The organism is Citrobacter sp. C6_1, from assembly GCF_014596835.2.
Classification (GTDB): Bacteria; Pseudomonadota; Gammaproteobacteria; order Enterobacterales; family Enterobacteriaceae; genus Citrobacter; species Citrobacter pasteurii.
This window is the reverse complement of record NZ_CP115031.1, coordinates 2251620-2266816: the sequence shown is the minus strand read 5'-3', so window position 1 is coordinate 2266816 and position 15197 is coordinate 2251620. Positions and strand designations below refer to the sequence as shown.

The following is a 15197-nucleotide window of genomic DNA, read 5'->3' as shown; positions in this document are numbered from 1 at the left end:
AATTACCCTCACAGCACTTTCGACAAAAACTGCTGCGTGCGCGTATGACGCGGATGATTCAGCACCTGCTCGCTGCTGCCCTGTTCGACGATTTTGCCATCAACCATAAACACCACCTGATCCGCGACTTCCCGGGCAAAACCAATCTCGTGCGTCACCACCACCAGCGTCGTGCCGGACTTTGCCAGCGCTTTGATGACATCCAGGACTTCGCCCACCAGTTCAGGATCGAGTGCGGAAGTCGGTTCATCAAACAGCATCACGCGCGGATTCAACGCCAGCGCACGAGCGATGGCAATACGCTGCTGCTGTCCGCCGGACAGGTGACGCGACCAGGCATCGGCTTTATTTCGCAGCCCAACCGCATCAAGCAGCGTTAATGCCCGTTCGGTAGCGGCTTTACGCGATGCCAGCCCGTGGGCTATTGGCGCTTCAATCAGATTTTCCAGCACCGTCAAATGCGGGAACAAATTAAAGTTCTGAAACACATAGCCCACGTTGACGCGCTGGCGCAGGATTTCAGCTTCTTTCAGCTCATACAGCTTGTCTCCCTGCCGACGATAGCCGATATAGTCGCCATCGATTTGAATAAAGCCTTCGTCAACGCGCTCAAGATGGTTAATGGTTCGCAATAAGGTAGATTTCCCCGACCCCGATGGCCCGAGAATCACCGTTACCGTACCGGGAGGGATCTCCAGCGACACGTCATCGAGCGCTTTATGGCGACCGAAGTACTTGCTGACGCCGGTAATGGAAATATGGCCTTCAGGCGAGTGGGACATGGACGGTCTCCTGCGACGAAATTTGACGGTCGCGTTTAACTGCGCGACTTACCCGGGCGGTGTTAATAGCGGATCGTCGTTCACTGCGTGCCAGCGCGCGTTCAACCAGGTGCTGAATTAATGACAAAACGCTGGTGATCACCAGATACCACACGGCTCCGACCATCAGCAGTGGGATCACCTCCTGGGTGCGGTTGTAGATCATCTGGATGGTGTAAAACAGTTCCGGCATCGCCAGCACGTAAACCATCGCCGTACCTTTCGCCAGACTGATAATTTCATTGAACCCGGCAGGCAAAATGGTACGCAGCGCCTGCGGCAGGATTATGCGCAGCGTACGCCTCCAGGCCGGTAAACCCAGCGCGGCTGCGGCTTCGTACTGACCATGATCAACCCCAAGAAACCCGCCGCGAATAATTTCTGCGGTATAAGCACTTTGCACCAGCGTCAGACCTACCACCGCAGTGGAAAACTGACCCAGTACATTGATGGTCGCGAAACTGCCCCACTGAACGTTGGTAAACGGAATGCCAATCGCCAGCGTGTCGTACAGATACGAGAAGTTATACAAAATGATCAGCACCACGATCAGCGGCAACGAGCGAAACAGCCAGATGTATCCCCATGCCAGGCTATTCAACAACCAGGATGAGGAGAGCCGGGCCAGTGCCAGCAGGCCACCGAACATGATACTCAGCAGCGTGCCGATGAGCGTCAGCAGCAGCGTTTGTCCAAGACCAGACAAAATCACCGGATCGAAGAACCAGCGGGCAAACACGCCCCACTCCCAGCGCGGATTAAACGCCACCGACTGGACAATCACCGCCAGTACAAACAGGGCAATAATCGCCCCTACGGTGCGCAGCGGATAACGTGCCGGGACGACTTTGATGGTTTCCGTCGTTTTCATCTTTTCTCCTCAGGCAATTCTCGCCTGACCGGCGACAGTCAACAGTTTGGTAAAGCGCAGCCGTCCGTCAAACGGTGGCTGGCTGTACTCTTCGGGATCCCGCGCAATATCAAATTGCGGATCGTAGCCCTGACTTAAGTACAGCTGAACCGCCTCCGGCTGACGAAAACCGGTGGTCAGGTAGATACGACTGTAGCCTGCCAGTAGCGCCCGTCGCTCCAGTTCCTGTACCACGCGTGCCGCCAGCCCCTGCTTACGCAGGGTGCTCTGGGTCCAGATACGTTTAATCTCAGCCGTGTCCTGGTCATAAGGTTTGTAGGCTCCGGTAGCAATAATCTTGCCGCCGCGCTCCAGCACCACAAAGATCCCCTGCGGCGCCAGATACCATTCGGTTAGCTCCACTTTAGCATCACGGGAAAAATAATCACCATAGCGGGCGGCATACTCACCAAACAGTCCGTTAAGGATTGGCTGCAGTTCTGCCGCTTCAGGCGAAACAACGCGGAATTGATCGCTCACGTAGCCCCCTTAGTCGCCTAAACCAGCCGGATTGATTTCAGATTGCGGAATGCGTTCCACGCCTTCGCCCCAGCGGTTCAGCACCTTGTCATAGTCGCCATTGCCGATCACACCGTTGAGCGCGGTTTGTACCGGCAGAACCAGACCGCTGTCTTTTTTCAGCGTCACGGCAATATGTGCCGCTTTTGGCCAACCGCCATCAACGCTGCCCACCAGTTGCGTTTTGCCGTTGAGCGCAGCTTTCCACGCGCCGATAACGTTAGGACCGAAATAGGCATCGGCACGACCTGACTGTAGCGCCAGCGTCTGAGCAGCATCATCTTTGGTATACACCGGCGTAAATGCGGGCAATCCTTTCTTCAGGTTCTCTTCGTTCCACGCCAGCAGGATAGCTTCCTGGTTCGTCCCCGAACCGACGATGATACGCAGACCGGCAATATCTTCCGCCTGCTCTATTTTCTTCAGCTTGCTGCCGGTTTTGACGTAAAAACCAAGGGAATCTTTCCGATACGTCGCAAAATCGAATTTTTCTTTGCGCGCTTTGGTGACGGTAATATTGCTGATCGCGGCATCATATTTGCCGGAAGCCACACCCAGCGGCCAGTCCTCCCATGAGGTGGGCACCACGTTCAACTCCAGCCCCAGGCTGTCGGCCACCAGACGTGCGATGTCCGCTTCGCTGCCGATGAGCGTTTTATTATCATCGGCAAACACGGTCAGCGGCGGCTGGCTCAGCCCGGCGATAGCGACCGTGAATTTACCCGGTACAGCAAGGTGCAGGTTGGTGGGCAACTGTGCAATCGCCTGCGGATTTTTTGCTGTGTTGATCGGCGTTTTATTGGCCTCCAGGCTCACGCCGGTACCGTTGATGGTGACGTCATTTGCCCAGACTGTCGCGCTGAAAGCCAGTGACAGCGCAAGAAGTAGTGATTTTTTCTGCATAGCGTTTTTCTCTTATTGTGTGAATTGATTTGCAGGTGTCGCTAATCCCAGGCTTGCGCGCAGAGTCGTACCGGGATAGTCGTGGCGAAATAAACCGCGCGCCTGAAGCACGGGAATAACCTGTTCGACAAACCGTGGGAAGGTATCTGGCGTGCCCCCCTGAATGATGAAACCATCGGCGGCTTGCTCCTCGAACCACTGCTGCAGACCATCAGCAACCTGCGCCGGTGTTCCGCTAAAACGTGGACGTGGACTGGCAGCTTCCTGCGCCACCTGACGCAGGGTTAATCCCCGTTCCCGCGCATTGCGCTTGATCTCGTCAGTGGTACTGCGAAAACTGTTTTCCCCGAGGGTGCCAAGATCCGGGAACGGTGCGTCCAGCGGGTACTGGCTAAAATCATGATGTTCAAAATAGCGTCCCAGGTAATTCAGCGCGTCGGTGATGGAGACCAGCACGGCGGTGGTTTGATATTGCTGTTCAACGTCCTGTTCGCTGTCGCCCACAATAACGCTGACACCCTGGAATATATGCAGTTGATCGGCATGTCGCCCGCTAGTTTCGAGCTGGCTTTTTACATCCTGATAAAACGCTTTGGCCTCTGCCAGCGACGCCTGATGAGTAAAAATAGCGTCAGCATGCTGCGCAGCTAATTTTTTACCATCTTCAGATGCCCCAGCCTGAAATATAATTGGTCGTCCCTGCGGCGTACGGCCAATATTTAAGGGGCCGGCCACCTGAAAATAATCACCATGATGATTGAGTGTGTGCAGCTTTTGGGGGTTAAAGAATTCACCGCTCGCTTTATTACGGGTAAACGCATCGTCTTCCCAGGAATCCCACAGGCCTTTCACCACCTGTAAATATTCATCGGCAATGCGATAACGCTGGGCATGTTCCGGGTGCTGCGCCCGCGAATAGTTTTTTGCCGAGCCTTCCAATGGCGTTGTCACCACATTCCACCCGGCGCGCCCCTGGCTGAGATGGTCCAGGCTGGCGAACTGCCGTGCGGTCGTAAATGGCTCGCTGTATGACGTCGATACCGTGCCCACCAGTCCCAGATTTTTGGTTATGCTCGCCAAAGCGGATAATACCGTGAGCGGTTCAAAACGATTTAAAAAATGTGGAATTGATTTTTCATTAATATACAGTCCGTCGGCGACAAAAATAAAATCCAGCTTTCCTTTTTCCGCAATAAGCGCCGTCTCTTTGACAAAATCAAAATTAATGCTGGCATCGGCCTGAGCCTTCGGATGACGCCATGCGGACATATTTCCCGATGCGCCATGCAGAATCGTGCCGAGCCGTAGTTGTCGATTTCCAGCCATAATAATCCCTACCCAACAGGTAAATTAAAGGTGTGCGAATGCCGTTTTTGCTAAATGTACAAAATAGTGTGCGGCAGGTTCAATTAAACGTTCGTCTGGATTAAATCCCGGATGATGTAATCCATATTCACTGGCGCTGCCAATACTGACAAATGCGCCGGGCGTATTTTGCAGATAGACGGCAAAGTCTTCTCCGCCCATATGCAGGTCGGCATAGTGCGTGGTGTAACCGGAGTTTTTTGCCACTTCGTTAGCAATCTCTGCCCAGCGTGAGTCGTTCACCAGTGCGGTCGGTCCCGCATGCCAGATTACGTCGATTTGAGCGCCAAAGGCGTGGGCAAATCCGGCTGCGATATCGTTGACCCGATTTTTAACCTGCTGCTGCACCTGCGTACGGTGCGTCCGGAGCGTTCCTTCCAGCTCAACGGACTCAGGCAGCACGTTCCATGTATTTCCGCCCTGAATGCGGGTGACGCTGAGCACGACTGAATCCAGCGTGTTAACGTCGCGACTGGCAACGCTTTGCAGCACCGTTACCAGCTGACTGGCGAGCAGGATGGCATCTTTGCCTTCATGCGGACGCGCCGCATGTGCGCCCTTGCCATTAATGCGCAGCACGAAGCGATCGACATTGGCATAAAATGCGCCGCCGCGTGTGGCAAAATCACCTACCTCCAACCCGGGCTCGTTGTGCATGCCAAAGATCGCGGCCACATTTTGCAGGGCTCCGGCGCGGATCAGCGTTTTTGCGCCGCCGAAACTCTCTTCAGCTGGCTGAAACAAAATACGCACGCGTCCCGGTAGTGTGTTTTCTTCCTGCTTAAGTAACAGTGCGGCGCCGAGCATCACGCTAGTGTGAACATCGTGCCCGCAGGCGTGCATCACTCCCGGCGTGAGGGAGCGAAACGGCACATCGGCGCTTTCTTCTATCGGTAACGCATCGATATCCGCTCGTAGCGCGATGACATCTTCTCCCTGACCGATTTCGGCAACCACTCCGGTTTTCAGATTGAACGGCAATAGAGTGACATCTGCAGCATGCAACCAGTCACGAATACGCGCTGTTGTCGCCACTTCCTGGAGAGACAGCTCCGGGTGCTGATGTAGCTCGCGACGCCAGTCGATAAGCTGTGAGGCTAATGACATCAGACAACCTCCATCGTGCTATGGGCTTGCGCTAACAGGCGTAACGATGTCAGGCGCGCCTGACCTTCGGCCACCGGCGTATCGATAATGAATTCATCAATACCGTATTGCACCTGCAGTGAACGCAGTGTTGCCACCACCTCCTGGGCACTACCCTGCAGTAACGCCTGCTCACGCCGGGCAATTGTTCGTGGTGCGCTGCCCGCCTGCGCGGCGAAAGCCAGCGCCTGCTCTTCGCTGGCGACGGTGACGCGTTGTCCATCCTCCAACTCGACGCCCCAGATTTGTACATCTTCCGCCAGTTGCGCAGCCATATCACTGCTGTCAGCCACAATAACCTGCACGGCGACAATCGTTGGACGTGAACTGTTGGCCTGCCAGAAGCTCAGGACCTCATGCAGTAACGCTTTATCGCCGTTCAGGTGCGCCGCGAAAATAAAGTTCCAGTCAGACTCTGCCGCCAGGCGTGCACTTTCTACGCTCGCGCCCAGCACAAATCTTTGTGGAGGTGCAGGCGGGAGCGGTGTCGGGAATACCGTCTGCCCGCTTTCTGTCCCGGTCAGCGCCAGCCAGGCGTTCAGCTGAGCAAGCTGATCAGCGAAACTGCCTTTTTCTTCCTGATGAAGACCCAACTGCAATGCCTGCGTTGACAGCGGTAAGCCGCCTGGCGCTTTGCCAACCCCAAGATCGACACGTCCCGGCGCCAGTGAGGCCAGAAGATTAAAGTTTTCCGCTACTTTGTAGGGGCTATAGTGTTGCAGCATGACGCCACCAGAACCCACGCGAATGCGCTGGGTTTGTCCCAGTATCCAGGCGATCACCAGTTCCGGTGATGGGCTGGCAAGTTGCGGCGTATTGTGATGCTCAGCTATCCAAAAACGATGATATCCCCACTCTTCTGCGCGTTGTGCCAGGCGCAGCGTGCGGGCCAGTGCGGTTGCGGCAGTTTCACCTTCCCCGATGGGGCTTTTATCCAGAATACTCAGGCGGTATGACATGTTGCAGGCCTATATTTGTTAACATGTCAGTATTATTAAATTATCAAATAACCATATAGAAACATTTAATTCACATTTGCTCAGCTAAAAAACAGATAACCAACCCCGCAGCAGTCAGGGATAACCTTCATACCAACAGGAATCAAACTTCCGGTTTTGAACGCGGCACAATGCAGAAAAAATGACTTGTATTTGCATACTACAAAATATAATAGGTTTTTTATTGATACTGGAAAGACGGCAACATCCTTTTCGTTTGATTTATTTTTACGCACGCGTTCAGCAATTAATTTAATTTAAGTCAGACTAAATACCTGCCTGTGTTATGCGCTTGTATTAATTGTTTCATTTTTATGAAAGAGACATGGATTCCACGCATTAATTTTTTTATTTTAAATACTTTCACAGAACTGATGATTAGTAGAGAATGCAGCGTTTCTTATTAAAATGGTTTAAAACAGCTTTTTAATATCCCCTGGTATTATTACGGGGATCTTTGTATGAATTATACATACCATCATGGGGCCTTTATGAAAAGTAACATGCCCGTTACACAAATTGAGCACACACTTAACGGTAAAGCGACGCTGCTATCGACGACAGATAAAGAGAGTCATATTACCTATGCAAACTCCGCGTTTATCGATGCCAGTGGTTTTAACGAAAGTCAATTAATGGGTGAACCGCATAATATTATTCGCCATCCGGATATGCCTCCAGCTGCGTTTGCTGACATGTGGTACACGTTGCAGCAGGGTGACAGTTGGACAGGAATGGTGAAAAACCGGCGTCAAAACGGTGACCACTACTGGGTACGCGCCAACGTCACGCCCGTTTGGCACAATGAAAAGTTAACGGGTTACATCTCAGTGCGTACTGTTCCTTCGCGAGACGAAATATCTCAGAGTGAGCAGTTGTATGAAAAAATAAATAATCAACAACTTAGCGGGTTCCGTCTTTTTAAGGGTATTATCATTCGCCGTGGCATATTGGCATGGACGTCAATGTTTAAATGGTTGAGTATTAGTCAACGCGTCAATTATGCTTTGGGAGTAGTTACCCTGATCTCTTTGTTATTAATCTTCGCCCCCGTAAATCACTTTATTCAATCCGGCGGTTTACTGGCGTTATTTCTGTTATTTGCCATTTACCTTAAGTACCAAATTTGTCAGCCAGTTAATACACTATTGACTCAAATGAAGAAAGTCGTATCCGGGCGAAAACCCGATAACTGCCATTTAAATCGCGTAGATGAAATCGGCATGTTAATGCGACTGGTTAATCAGTCCGGACTTAATCTAAATTCACTGGTTGATGACGTCAGTACGCAAATATCCGGGATTCAGGCCATCAGCCAACGCGTTTCTAAAGAAGGTATCGCGCTGCATACACGTTCTGAAGAAACATCCGCGGATCTTCAGCAAACCGCTGCCGCCATCGAAGAAATTGGTAGTGCAGTGCAGCAAACTGCAGAGACGGCGGCGCATACCATGACGATGGCCGATAAAACCAGCACCAATGCCGCTGAAGGCGGCGATATTATGAAACAAACTATCGCCATGATGCAGGCGATCTCTCGTGATAATGGTCAGATTGTCGACATTATTGGCGTAATTGATAGCATCGCCTTCCAGACAAATATTCTGGCGCTCAACGCGGCTGTTGAGGCGGCGCGTGCCGGAGAGTCAGGGCGTGGTTTTGCCGTCGTGGCCGCGGAGGTGCGCAATCTTGCGCAACACTCTGCATCAGCGGCAAAAGAGATCAAACAGCTTATTGAGAAGAACGTCGCTAACGTCAATACCGGTGTAAAAATGGTTGAACAGACAGAAACGCATCTCACCGGGATGATCAGCGATGTATTACAGATGTCGATGATGATTAAAGACATTAGTCTGGCAACGCGGGAGCAAACCCAGGCGCTGGATCTGATTAATGATTCCATTTCGCGTGTTGGTACTATGACGCACAATAATGCCGAGATGGTGGAGCGTGTCACTGACGCGACTGCCGATTTAACGCAGCGCTCATCGCGATTGCAGCAAGCCGTGCAGGTCTTTGGCGTGTCGGCATAAGGCAAATAGCGCTCATTCTGCTGACGATCAGGATGAGCGCATTCCTTCGCATTTCCCCACCGCCTCTATTTTTACTGAATCGAGTCCACATCCCGTCAATTCAGGTCACAGAACCCTCCCACTTCCCCGTGTCCAGGCTTTGCGTCACTTCTCAATTGAATGTAGGATGCTCGGCCGACAGTTTTCCCACGGTAACACAATGAAGGGTAACGCTGTTTTCGCTGCTGCTGCTGCGGCAAAAAGGATTTTGTAAATTAGTCAGGTTAACAGGAAACGTAATGAACACACACAACACGCAAGCCGCGGAACAACACGCGGCGAAACGACGCTGGTTGAATGCTCACGAAGAGGGGTATCACAAAGCGATGGGTAACCGGCAGGTACAAATGATCGCCATTGGCGGTGCTATTGGTACCGGGTTATTTTTAGGGGCTGGTGCACGTTTACAAATGGCCGGACCGGCTTTAGCACTGGTCTATCTGGTCTGCGGTATTTTTTCATTCTTCATTCTGCGGGCCCTCGGTGAACTGGTTTTACACCGCCCTTCCAGCGGCAGCTTTGTCTCTTATGCCCGCGAATTTTTAGGTGAGAAAGCGGCCTATGTGGCTGGCTGGATGTACTTCATCAACTGGGCGATGACCGGAATCGTGGATATCACAGCCGTGGCCTTGTATATGCACTACTGGGGCGCATTTGGTGATGTACCGCAATGGGTGTTTGCCCTCGGCGCGCTGGCGATTGTCGGCACCATGAACATGATCGGCGTAAAGTGGTTTGCGGAGATGGAGTTCTGGTTTGCACTGGTCAAAGTGCTGGCTATCGTTATCTTCCTGGTCGTCGGGACTGTCTTTTTAGGCTCGGGAAAACCGCTCGATGGTAACGCCACGGGCTTTCATCTGATCACCGACAACGGTGGTTTTTTCCCACATGGCCTGCTGCCAGCGCTGGTACTGGTACAGGGCGTCGTCTTTGCATTTGCTTCCATTGAACTGGTAGGCACTGCGGCGGGTGAGTGCAAAGATCCGCAAACGATGGTGCCAAAAGCGATTAACAGCGTTATCTGGCGAATTGGCCTGTTCTATGTGGGTTCAGTGGTGTTGCTGGTCATGCTGTTACCGTGGAATGCCTATCAGGCAGGTCAAAGCCCGTTTGTTACCTTCTTTTCCAAACTCGGCGTTCCCTATATTGGCAGTATTATGAATATCGTGGTGCTTACCGCTGCGCTTTCCAGCCTCAACTCGGGTTTGTACTGCACTGGCCGTATTTTGCGCTCAATGTCGATGGGCGGTTCTGCGCCAAAATTTATGGCCAAAATGAGCCGTCAACACGTACCTTATGCCGGGATACTTGCCACGCTTGTCGTGTACGTCGTCGGGGTTTTCCTCAACTATCTGGTGCCTTCGCAGGTGTTCGAGATCGTGCTTAACTTTGCCTCGCTGGGCATCATTGCATCGTGGGCCTTCATTATGGTGTGCCAGATGCGTCTGCGTCGGGCCATTAAAGATGGCAAAGCGGCAGACGTTCACTTCAAACTGCCCGGTGCGCCGTTTACGTCCTGGTTAACACTGTTGTTTTTACTGGCTGTGCTGGTGCTGATGGCGTTTGACTATCCGAATGGGACCTACACTATCGCCTCATTACCGCTGATTGCCATTCTGCTGGTCGCTGGCTGGTTTGGTGTACGTAAACGCGTCGCGGAAATCCACCGTACCGCGCCGTAACGCTTTAAGGTAGGTCAGATTTCTGGCCTACCCGTTTGAGCGACTTAGTTTGCTTCAATTAGCTGAGCAACATCATTGCTGTTAATTTCCCGCGCATTCCCGTCCTGATCGGTATAGCTGGTCATTCCCGTATCTTTATCCAGTTTTGGTTTACCCTGGGTGGTAATCGTTTGTCCGCTTTTCGTCGTCATGACGTAATCGGTGCTACAGCCAGCCAGCGTAAACAGCATTACGCCCGCACAAAGACAGATTAATGGCTTTTTCATGGTATTCCCGTGTTATTCAGTTAGCCGTTGAGGGCGTAGTGTAAGTCCCTGAAGTTTGTCAGGCTACCGATGGGATGTAACGAGGCGTATCGTGGAGTATAGAGAAATGACAGGAGGGGTTGCCCCCTCCGAATAATTACAGGGCGATACGAATAACATCGTCCGGTTGAGTCGCTTCCTGCTCGCGTGTGGATTTCTGTTTCACACTTACGTACAGGGTTTTGCCATCGGCAGAGAGCGCCAGGCTGTTTGGGAACGTCGGGGTATCGAAGGTTTTAACCACTTTATAGCTTTTCGCGTCGATCACGCTGACTTTACCGGCCTGACGGTGGGTTACATAGGCTTCATTGCGTGTCGGGTTGAACAGTACGGCCAGAGATTCCGGTGCGGCAACTTTTGCCAGCACGTTGCCGTTACGGGTGTCGACTACCAGCACTTCTGCCGCTTTAGAGTCAGTGACAAATGCGCGGTTACCCGCCGTGTCCAGGCTCAGGTTAATGAAGAAGTGCTCTTTGCCATCGTCCAGCAGCTTTTTGCGGCTGAGGACTTTGTTAGTGGCGGTATCGATGGTAATGAATTCACCATCGGCATTGGCGGTATACAGGCGTTTAGCCTTGCTGTCGACGGCCAGCGCGGTGCTCATTTTACCGGTATTTTGAATCGTGTCCTGAAGTTTGACCGTCTCACCGTCCACAACCCAAATCACGCTCTCCTTACCAATTCCGCTGATGTATACCTTGTTGGTGGCGTCATCAGCGACCAGTTCACGAGGCTGCAGCGGACGGACGTCTTCAGAACGTTTACGCGCATCCAGTACCAGGCGCCCTTTCACCTCACCGCTTTTCGCATCAATCGCCGTCACCGCGCTATTCACGGTATTACCAAACCACAACGTTTGCGTCGCGTTATTGATGGTCGCGCCAAACGGTTTGAGATCGTTATGAATAACCTGAGTCACTTCAAGCGTAACCGGATCAAGACGGTAAACTATCCCACCTTTATCCAGCTTACGACTCTGCGAGGTGGCCAGCCACAGTGCGTTTTCCTGCTGGCTGTACGCCATTTCGTAGGCGCCTTTACCTACGCCTTTGCGCAGCAGTTCTTCCGCAGCCTGCGTGCTAAATGATGATGCAACCAGCAGTGAACCTAACAGTAAAGAACCACGCAGACGCGGTGAAAACAGATGACGTAAAGACATGACGACTCCCTTAGATAAATTCATTTGTTACTGCTTCACATAGCTTCAATGAGCAAAATCATAGTTTTGCCTTTTAAGAATGAGAATAGTAATCATTATTTATCGCAAAGTGGAGTGTTTATTCACTTTCGGTGAAAACCTTCTTATTTTCTCCATGAATACTCGCTTGCGGCGAAATCAATATTCAAACAGATTGGCTCGACAACGCTTGCCGTATGGCGGCGTTGATGCCAAATCTGGCCTACATTTGACACACTATATAGCACTATGTAGGCCAGATAAGCGAAGCGCCATCAGGCAGTTACCCTCTTTAACCTCGCCGCATCACTCTTCAGCAAGGCGAATTACGACCTTGCCAAAGTTTTTCCCGGTCAGCAGACCGATAAAGGTCTCCGGTGCATTTTCCAGCCCCTCTGTGACCTGCTCGCGATAGTGGATCTTGCCTTCCTGAACCCAGCGCCCCATTTCTCGCTGAAATTCATGAATACGGTGACCATAATCCTGACCAATGATAAAGCCCTGCAAGCGGATGCGTTTTTTCAGTAACGTGGCCATAAGCAGCGGTAAACGGTCTGGCCCCGTCGGTAGTGATGTGGCGTTATAACCGCTCACCAGACCACACAGCGGAATACGCGCGGAGGTGTTGAGTAACGGCAAAACGGCATCAAAAACTTTACCGCCGACGTTTTCATAATAGATATCGATACCTTGCGGACAGGCTTGTGCCAGTTGGAGTGCGAAATCAGGGGCATGATGATCAAGGCAGATATCAAAACCCAACACGTCGGTAGCATGGCGACATTTCTCTGCTCCACCAGCCACACCAACGACCCGACAGCCCTTCAGCTTGCCGATCTGGCCCACTGTTGCGCCAACAGGTCCGGTTGCCGCAGCAACAACCAGTGTCTCACCGGCTTTGGGCTGACCAATATCCAGCAGCCCCATATACGCCGTAAAGCCCGGCATACCCAGCAGACCAAGCGCCCAGGAAGGATGCTCAGGGTGATCGCCTAGCTTTACCAAATCAGAACCCTTTGAGATGGCGAAGTCCTGCCAGCCGCTATAGCTCAACACCCATTCACCGGGTTTAAAATCCGAATGATTCGATGCCACGACCCGACTGACCGTGCCGCCCACCATCACTGCGCCAATCTCAACCGGAGGCGAATAAGACGGTTCGTCGCTCATACGCCCACGCATATAGGGATCGAGTGAGAGGTAGACGTTACGCAGTAACACCTCTCCGTCACCGGGCGGCGTGATGGCCTCTTCTTCAAGACGAAAGTTACCGGGAACCGGTGCGCCATGCGGGCGTGACGCCAGAACCCAGCGACGATTGCGTTGCATTTGTTGACCCATTGATGTTCTCCTCAGCTTTTGGCATGAATCCATCAATAGTAGACGTGCTATCTCTGTGATGCTTTCACATTAATTGCCAGCGTGGTTTAACCGCACAACCAGATAAACGCAGGACTGCGCGGTTTCATTGATAAACCGACAGTCGTTTGGTGGACCCAGCTCCAGGCAATCCCCGGCTTTCATTTCATGGCGTGTATCACCTTCCACAAACACCAATTCTCCCTGCTGCAACCAGAGAAGTTGTCGGGCCTGCACGTAGGAAGCGGCGGGCATCGGGATATCACTGCCAGCCGGTAATTCGATTTGCACCAGATCGATAGGCAGATCGCTGCGCGGAGAAACATGGCGGCGTAAATAGTGGCTTTGCGGATCGTGCCAGATCGGCTGATCAGCGAAGCGCAGCAGCTTGCCCTCCTGCATTTCAGCTCGGGCAATCAGCATAGACATGCTGATACCAAAGGCGCCGGAGAGCCTACCCAGCAGCGTGGCCGTTGGGCTGCTTTCACCGCGCTCTATTTTATGGATCATCGCCCGCGACACGCCCGCGCGCTCGGCAAGTTCCGTCAGTGACCAGCCGCGAGATTCCCGCTCAATGCGAATTCTTGCAGCGATCCGTTGATTTATGCTGTCTTCAATAGTATTCATATTGTAATACTATAGTGAACAAGCCCTGAGGTTCAACATGTCAATTCGATTTGCCAGTAAAGAAGACTGTGCCGCTATTGCCGAAATCTACAACCACGCGGTACTGCATACGGCGGCTATCTGGAACGATCAAACGGTCGATGCCGAAAACCGGATTTCCTGGTACGAAGCCCGTCAGTTGATGGGCTATCCGGTGCTGGTAAGTGAAGAGAATGGCGTGGTTACGGGATACGCCTCTTTTGGCGACTGGCGCAACTTTGACGGTTTCCGTCATACCGTCGAACATTCCGTGTACGTACACCCGGAACATCAGGGAAAAGGACTGGGGCGCAGGCTGCTCAGCAGACTCATTGAAGAAGCGCGCGCGTGTGGCAAGCATGTCATGGTGGCAGGAATTGAATCGCAAAATCAGGCATCGCTCCACCTGCATAGCACGCTGGGCTTCAATATTACCGCGCAGATGCCCCAGGTCGGGACTAAATTTGGTCGTTGGCTGGATCTGACCTTTATGCAACTGCAGTTAGACGACCGCAGCGAACCGGATGCCGGCAGATGAACCAGACGCTGACTCTCTCCTTTCTGATTACCGCAGGTATTGGTCTGGTGGTGCAAAATACCTTGATGGTGCGCATTACCCAGACGTCCTCGACAATCCTTATTGCTATGTTGCTTAACTCACTGGTCGGGATCGTCCTGTTTGTCAGCATACTGTGGTTTAAACAAGGTGCGGCAGGGTTTGGCGAACTGGTTTCCAGCGTGCGCTGGTGGACATTGATCCCGGGTTTACTGGGGTCGTTCTTTGTTTTTGCCAGTATCAGCGGATACCAAAACGTAGGCGCTGCCACCACCATCGCGGTGCTGGTCGCCAGCCAGCTTATTGGCGGTCTGGTGCTGGATATTCTGCGTAGCCAGGGTGTACCGCTTCGCGCGCTGGTGGGTCCGGTATGCGGTGCGATATTGCTGGTTGTGGGTGCCTGGCTGGTGGCAAGACGTTCGTTTTAATTGCCTGATGGCGCTTTGCTTATCAGGCCTACAGAACGCCGGATAAGGTGTGAACACCGCCATCCGGCAAGGAAATATCAAAGAATAGAGCCGCCTTTGGTCAACTGCTCACGACGCGCTTCCATATCTTCTTTATGCTGGCGCCCATGATGTGCAATTGCCGTACGCAAACGTTGTTGCTGGGTGTAACGATCTTCCCGGCTCAGCGCAACATCATCGCTCAGTTCAATCAGCAATTCATTCATATGCGTAATGACGCTGTCTTCAATGGCGGCATCAACACGTGCGCTGACCTCATCCAGATGCGACAT

At 52.3% G+C, this 15197-nt stretch carries 14 protein-coding genes and 1 pseudogene; 4 read left to right on the top strand and 11 right to left on the bottom strand.

Annotated elements, in window-relative coordinates:
• Positions 1-8: 8 nt before the first annotated feature.
• From IB196_RS11055 to IB196_RS11030, 6 genes and pseudogenes are all read right to left on the bottom strand, one after another.
• Positions 9-782 (bottom strand): amino acid ABC transporter ATP-binding protein, encoded by a 774-nt coding sequence (locus IB196_RS11055; protein WP_005126776.1) that lies wholly within the window; start codon positions 780-782, stop codon positions 9-11.
• Positions 766-1692: an amino acid ABC transporter permease gene (locus IB196_RS11050; RefSeq protein ID WP_005126775.1), complete on the bottom strand. Its 927-nt coding sequence runs from the start codon at positions 1690-1692 to the stop codon at positions 766-768. The genes IB196_RS11055 and IB196_RS11050 overlap by 17 nt, the downstream gene beginning before the upstream one ends.
• Positions 1693-1701: 9 nt before the next feature.
• The gene (locus IB196_RS11045; RefSeq protein ID WP_188231632.1) at positions 1702-2211 is read right to left on the bottom strand and encodes a GNAT family N-acetyltransferase; all 510 of its coding nucleotides are present in this window, start codon (positions 2209-2211) and stop codon (positions 1702-1704) included.
• Between the two features lie 9 nt (positions 2212-2220).
• Positions 2221-4479, bottom strand: a pseudogene (locus tag IB196_RS11040) (NtaA/DmoA family FMN-dependent monooxygenase).
• Between the two features lie 24 nt (positions 4480-4503).
• Positions 4504-5625 carry an amidohydrolase gene (locus IB196_RS11035; RefSeq protein ID WP_005126771.1) on the bottom strand — a complete coding sequence of 374 codons (1122 nt, stop codon included), beginning with the start codon at positions 5623-5625 and terminating at the stop codon, positions 4504-4506.
• A complete protein-coding gene (locus IB196_RS11030; protein ID WP_005126770.1) occupies positions 5625-6623 on the bottom strand; it encodes an MsnO8 family LLM class oxidoreductase in 999 nt (332 codons plus the stop codon). The genes IB196_RS11035 and IB196_RS11030 overlap by 1 nt, the downstream gene beginning before the upstream one ends.
• 530 nt (positions 6624-7153) lie before the next feature.
• Here IB196_RS11030 and IB196_RS11025 point away from each other — a divergent pair.
• A complete protein-coding gene (locus IB196_RS11025; protein WP_005126769.1) occupies positions 7154-8695 on the top strand; it encodes a PAS domain-containing methyl-accepting chemotaxis protein in 1542 nt (513 codons plus the stop codon).
• Positions 8696-8973: 278 nt separating this feature from the next.
• Complete coding sequence (ansP, locus tag IB196_RS11020) at positions 8974-10416, top strand: L-asparagine permease (protein WP_040231004.1); 1443 nt, start codon at positions 8974-8976, stop codon at positions 10414-10416.
• Between the two features lie 44 nt (positions 10417-10460).
• On the opposite strand, the gene IB196_RS11015 is transcribed toward ansP, so the two are convergent.
• The 4 genes from IB196_RS11015 to IB196_RS11000 form a co-directional block, all read right to left on the bottom strand.
• Positions 10461-10682 (bottom strand): YgdI/YgdR family lipoprotein, encoded by a 222-nt coding sequence (locus IB196_RS11015; protein ID WP_005126766.1) that lies wholly within the window; start codon positions 10680-10682, stop codon positions 10461-10463.
• 136 nt (positions 10683-10818) lie between these two features.
• Positions 10819-11880: a YncE family protein gene (locus tag IB196_RS11010; RefSeq protein ID WP_005126765.1), complete on the bottom strand. Its 1062-nt coding sequence runs from the start codon at positions 11878-11880 to the stop codon at positions 10819-10821.
• A 324-nt stretch (positions 11881-12204) separates the two neighbouring features.
• Positions 12205-13239, bottom strand: a complete 1035-nt coding sequence (locus IB196_RS11005; RefSeq protein WP_005126764.1) for an NADP-dependent oxidoreductase — start codon at positions 13237-13239, stop codon at positions 12205-12207.
• Positions 13240-13308: 69 nt separating this feature from the next.
• Positions 13309-13884 (bottom strand): XRE family transcriptional regulator, encoded by a 576-nt coding sequence (locus IB196_RS11000; protein ID WP_188231633.1) that lies wholly within the window; start codon positions 13882-13884, stop codon positions 13309-13311.
• Positions 13885-13921: 37 nt separating this feature from the next.
• On the opposite strand from IB196_RS11000, the gene mddA reads away from it, so the two are divergent.
• Complete coding sequence (mddA, locus tag IB196_RS10995) at positions 13922-14440, top strand: L-methionine sulfoximine/L-methionine sulfone acetyltransferase (protein WP_005126762.1); 519 nt, start codon at positions 13922-13924, stop codon at positions 14438-14440.
• Positions 14437-14886 (top strand): DMT family transporter, encoded by a 450-nt coding sequence (locus tag IB196_RS10990; protein WP_040231001.1) that lies wholly within the window; start codon positions 14437-14439, stop codon positions 14884-14886. Before mddA ends, IB196_RS10990 begins: the two co-directional genes overlap by 4 nt.
• A gap of 77 nt (positions 14887-14963) precedes the next feature.
• Here the strand turns inward: IB196_RS10990 and IB196_RS10985 are convergent, their stop codons facing one another.
• Complete coding sequence (locus IB196_RS10985; protein ID WP_005126760.1) at positions 14964-15197, bottom strand: YdcY family protein; 234 nt, start codon at positions 15195-15197, stop codon at positions 14964-14966.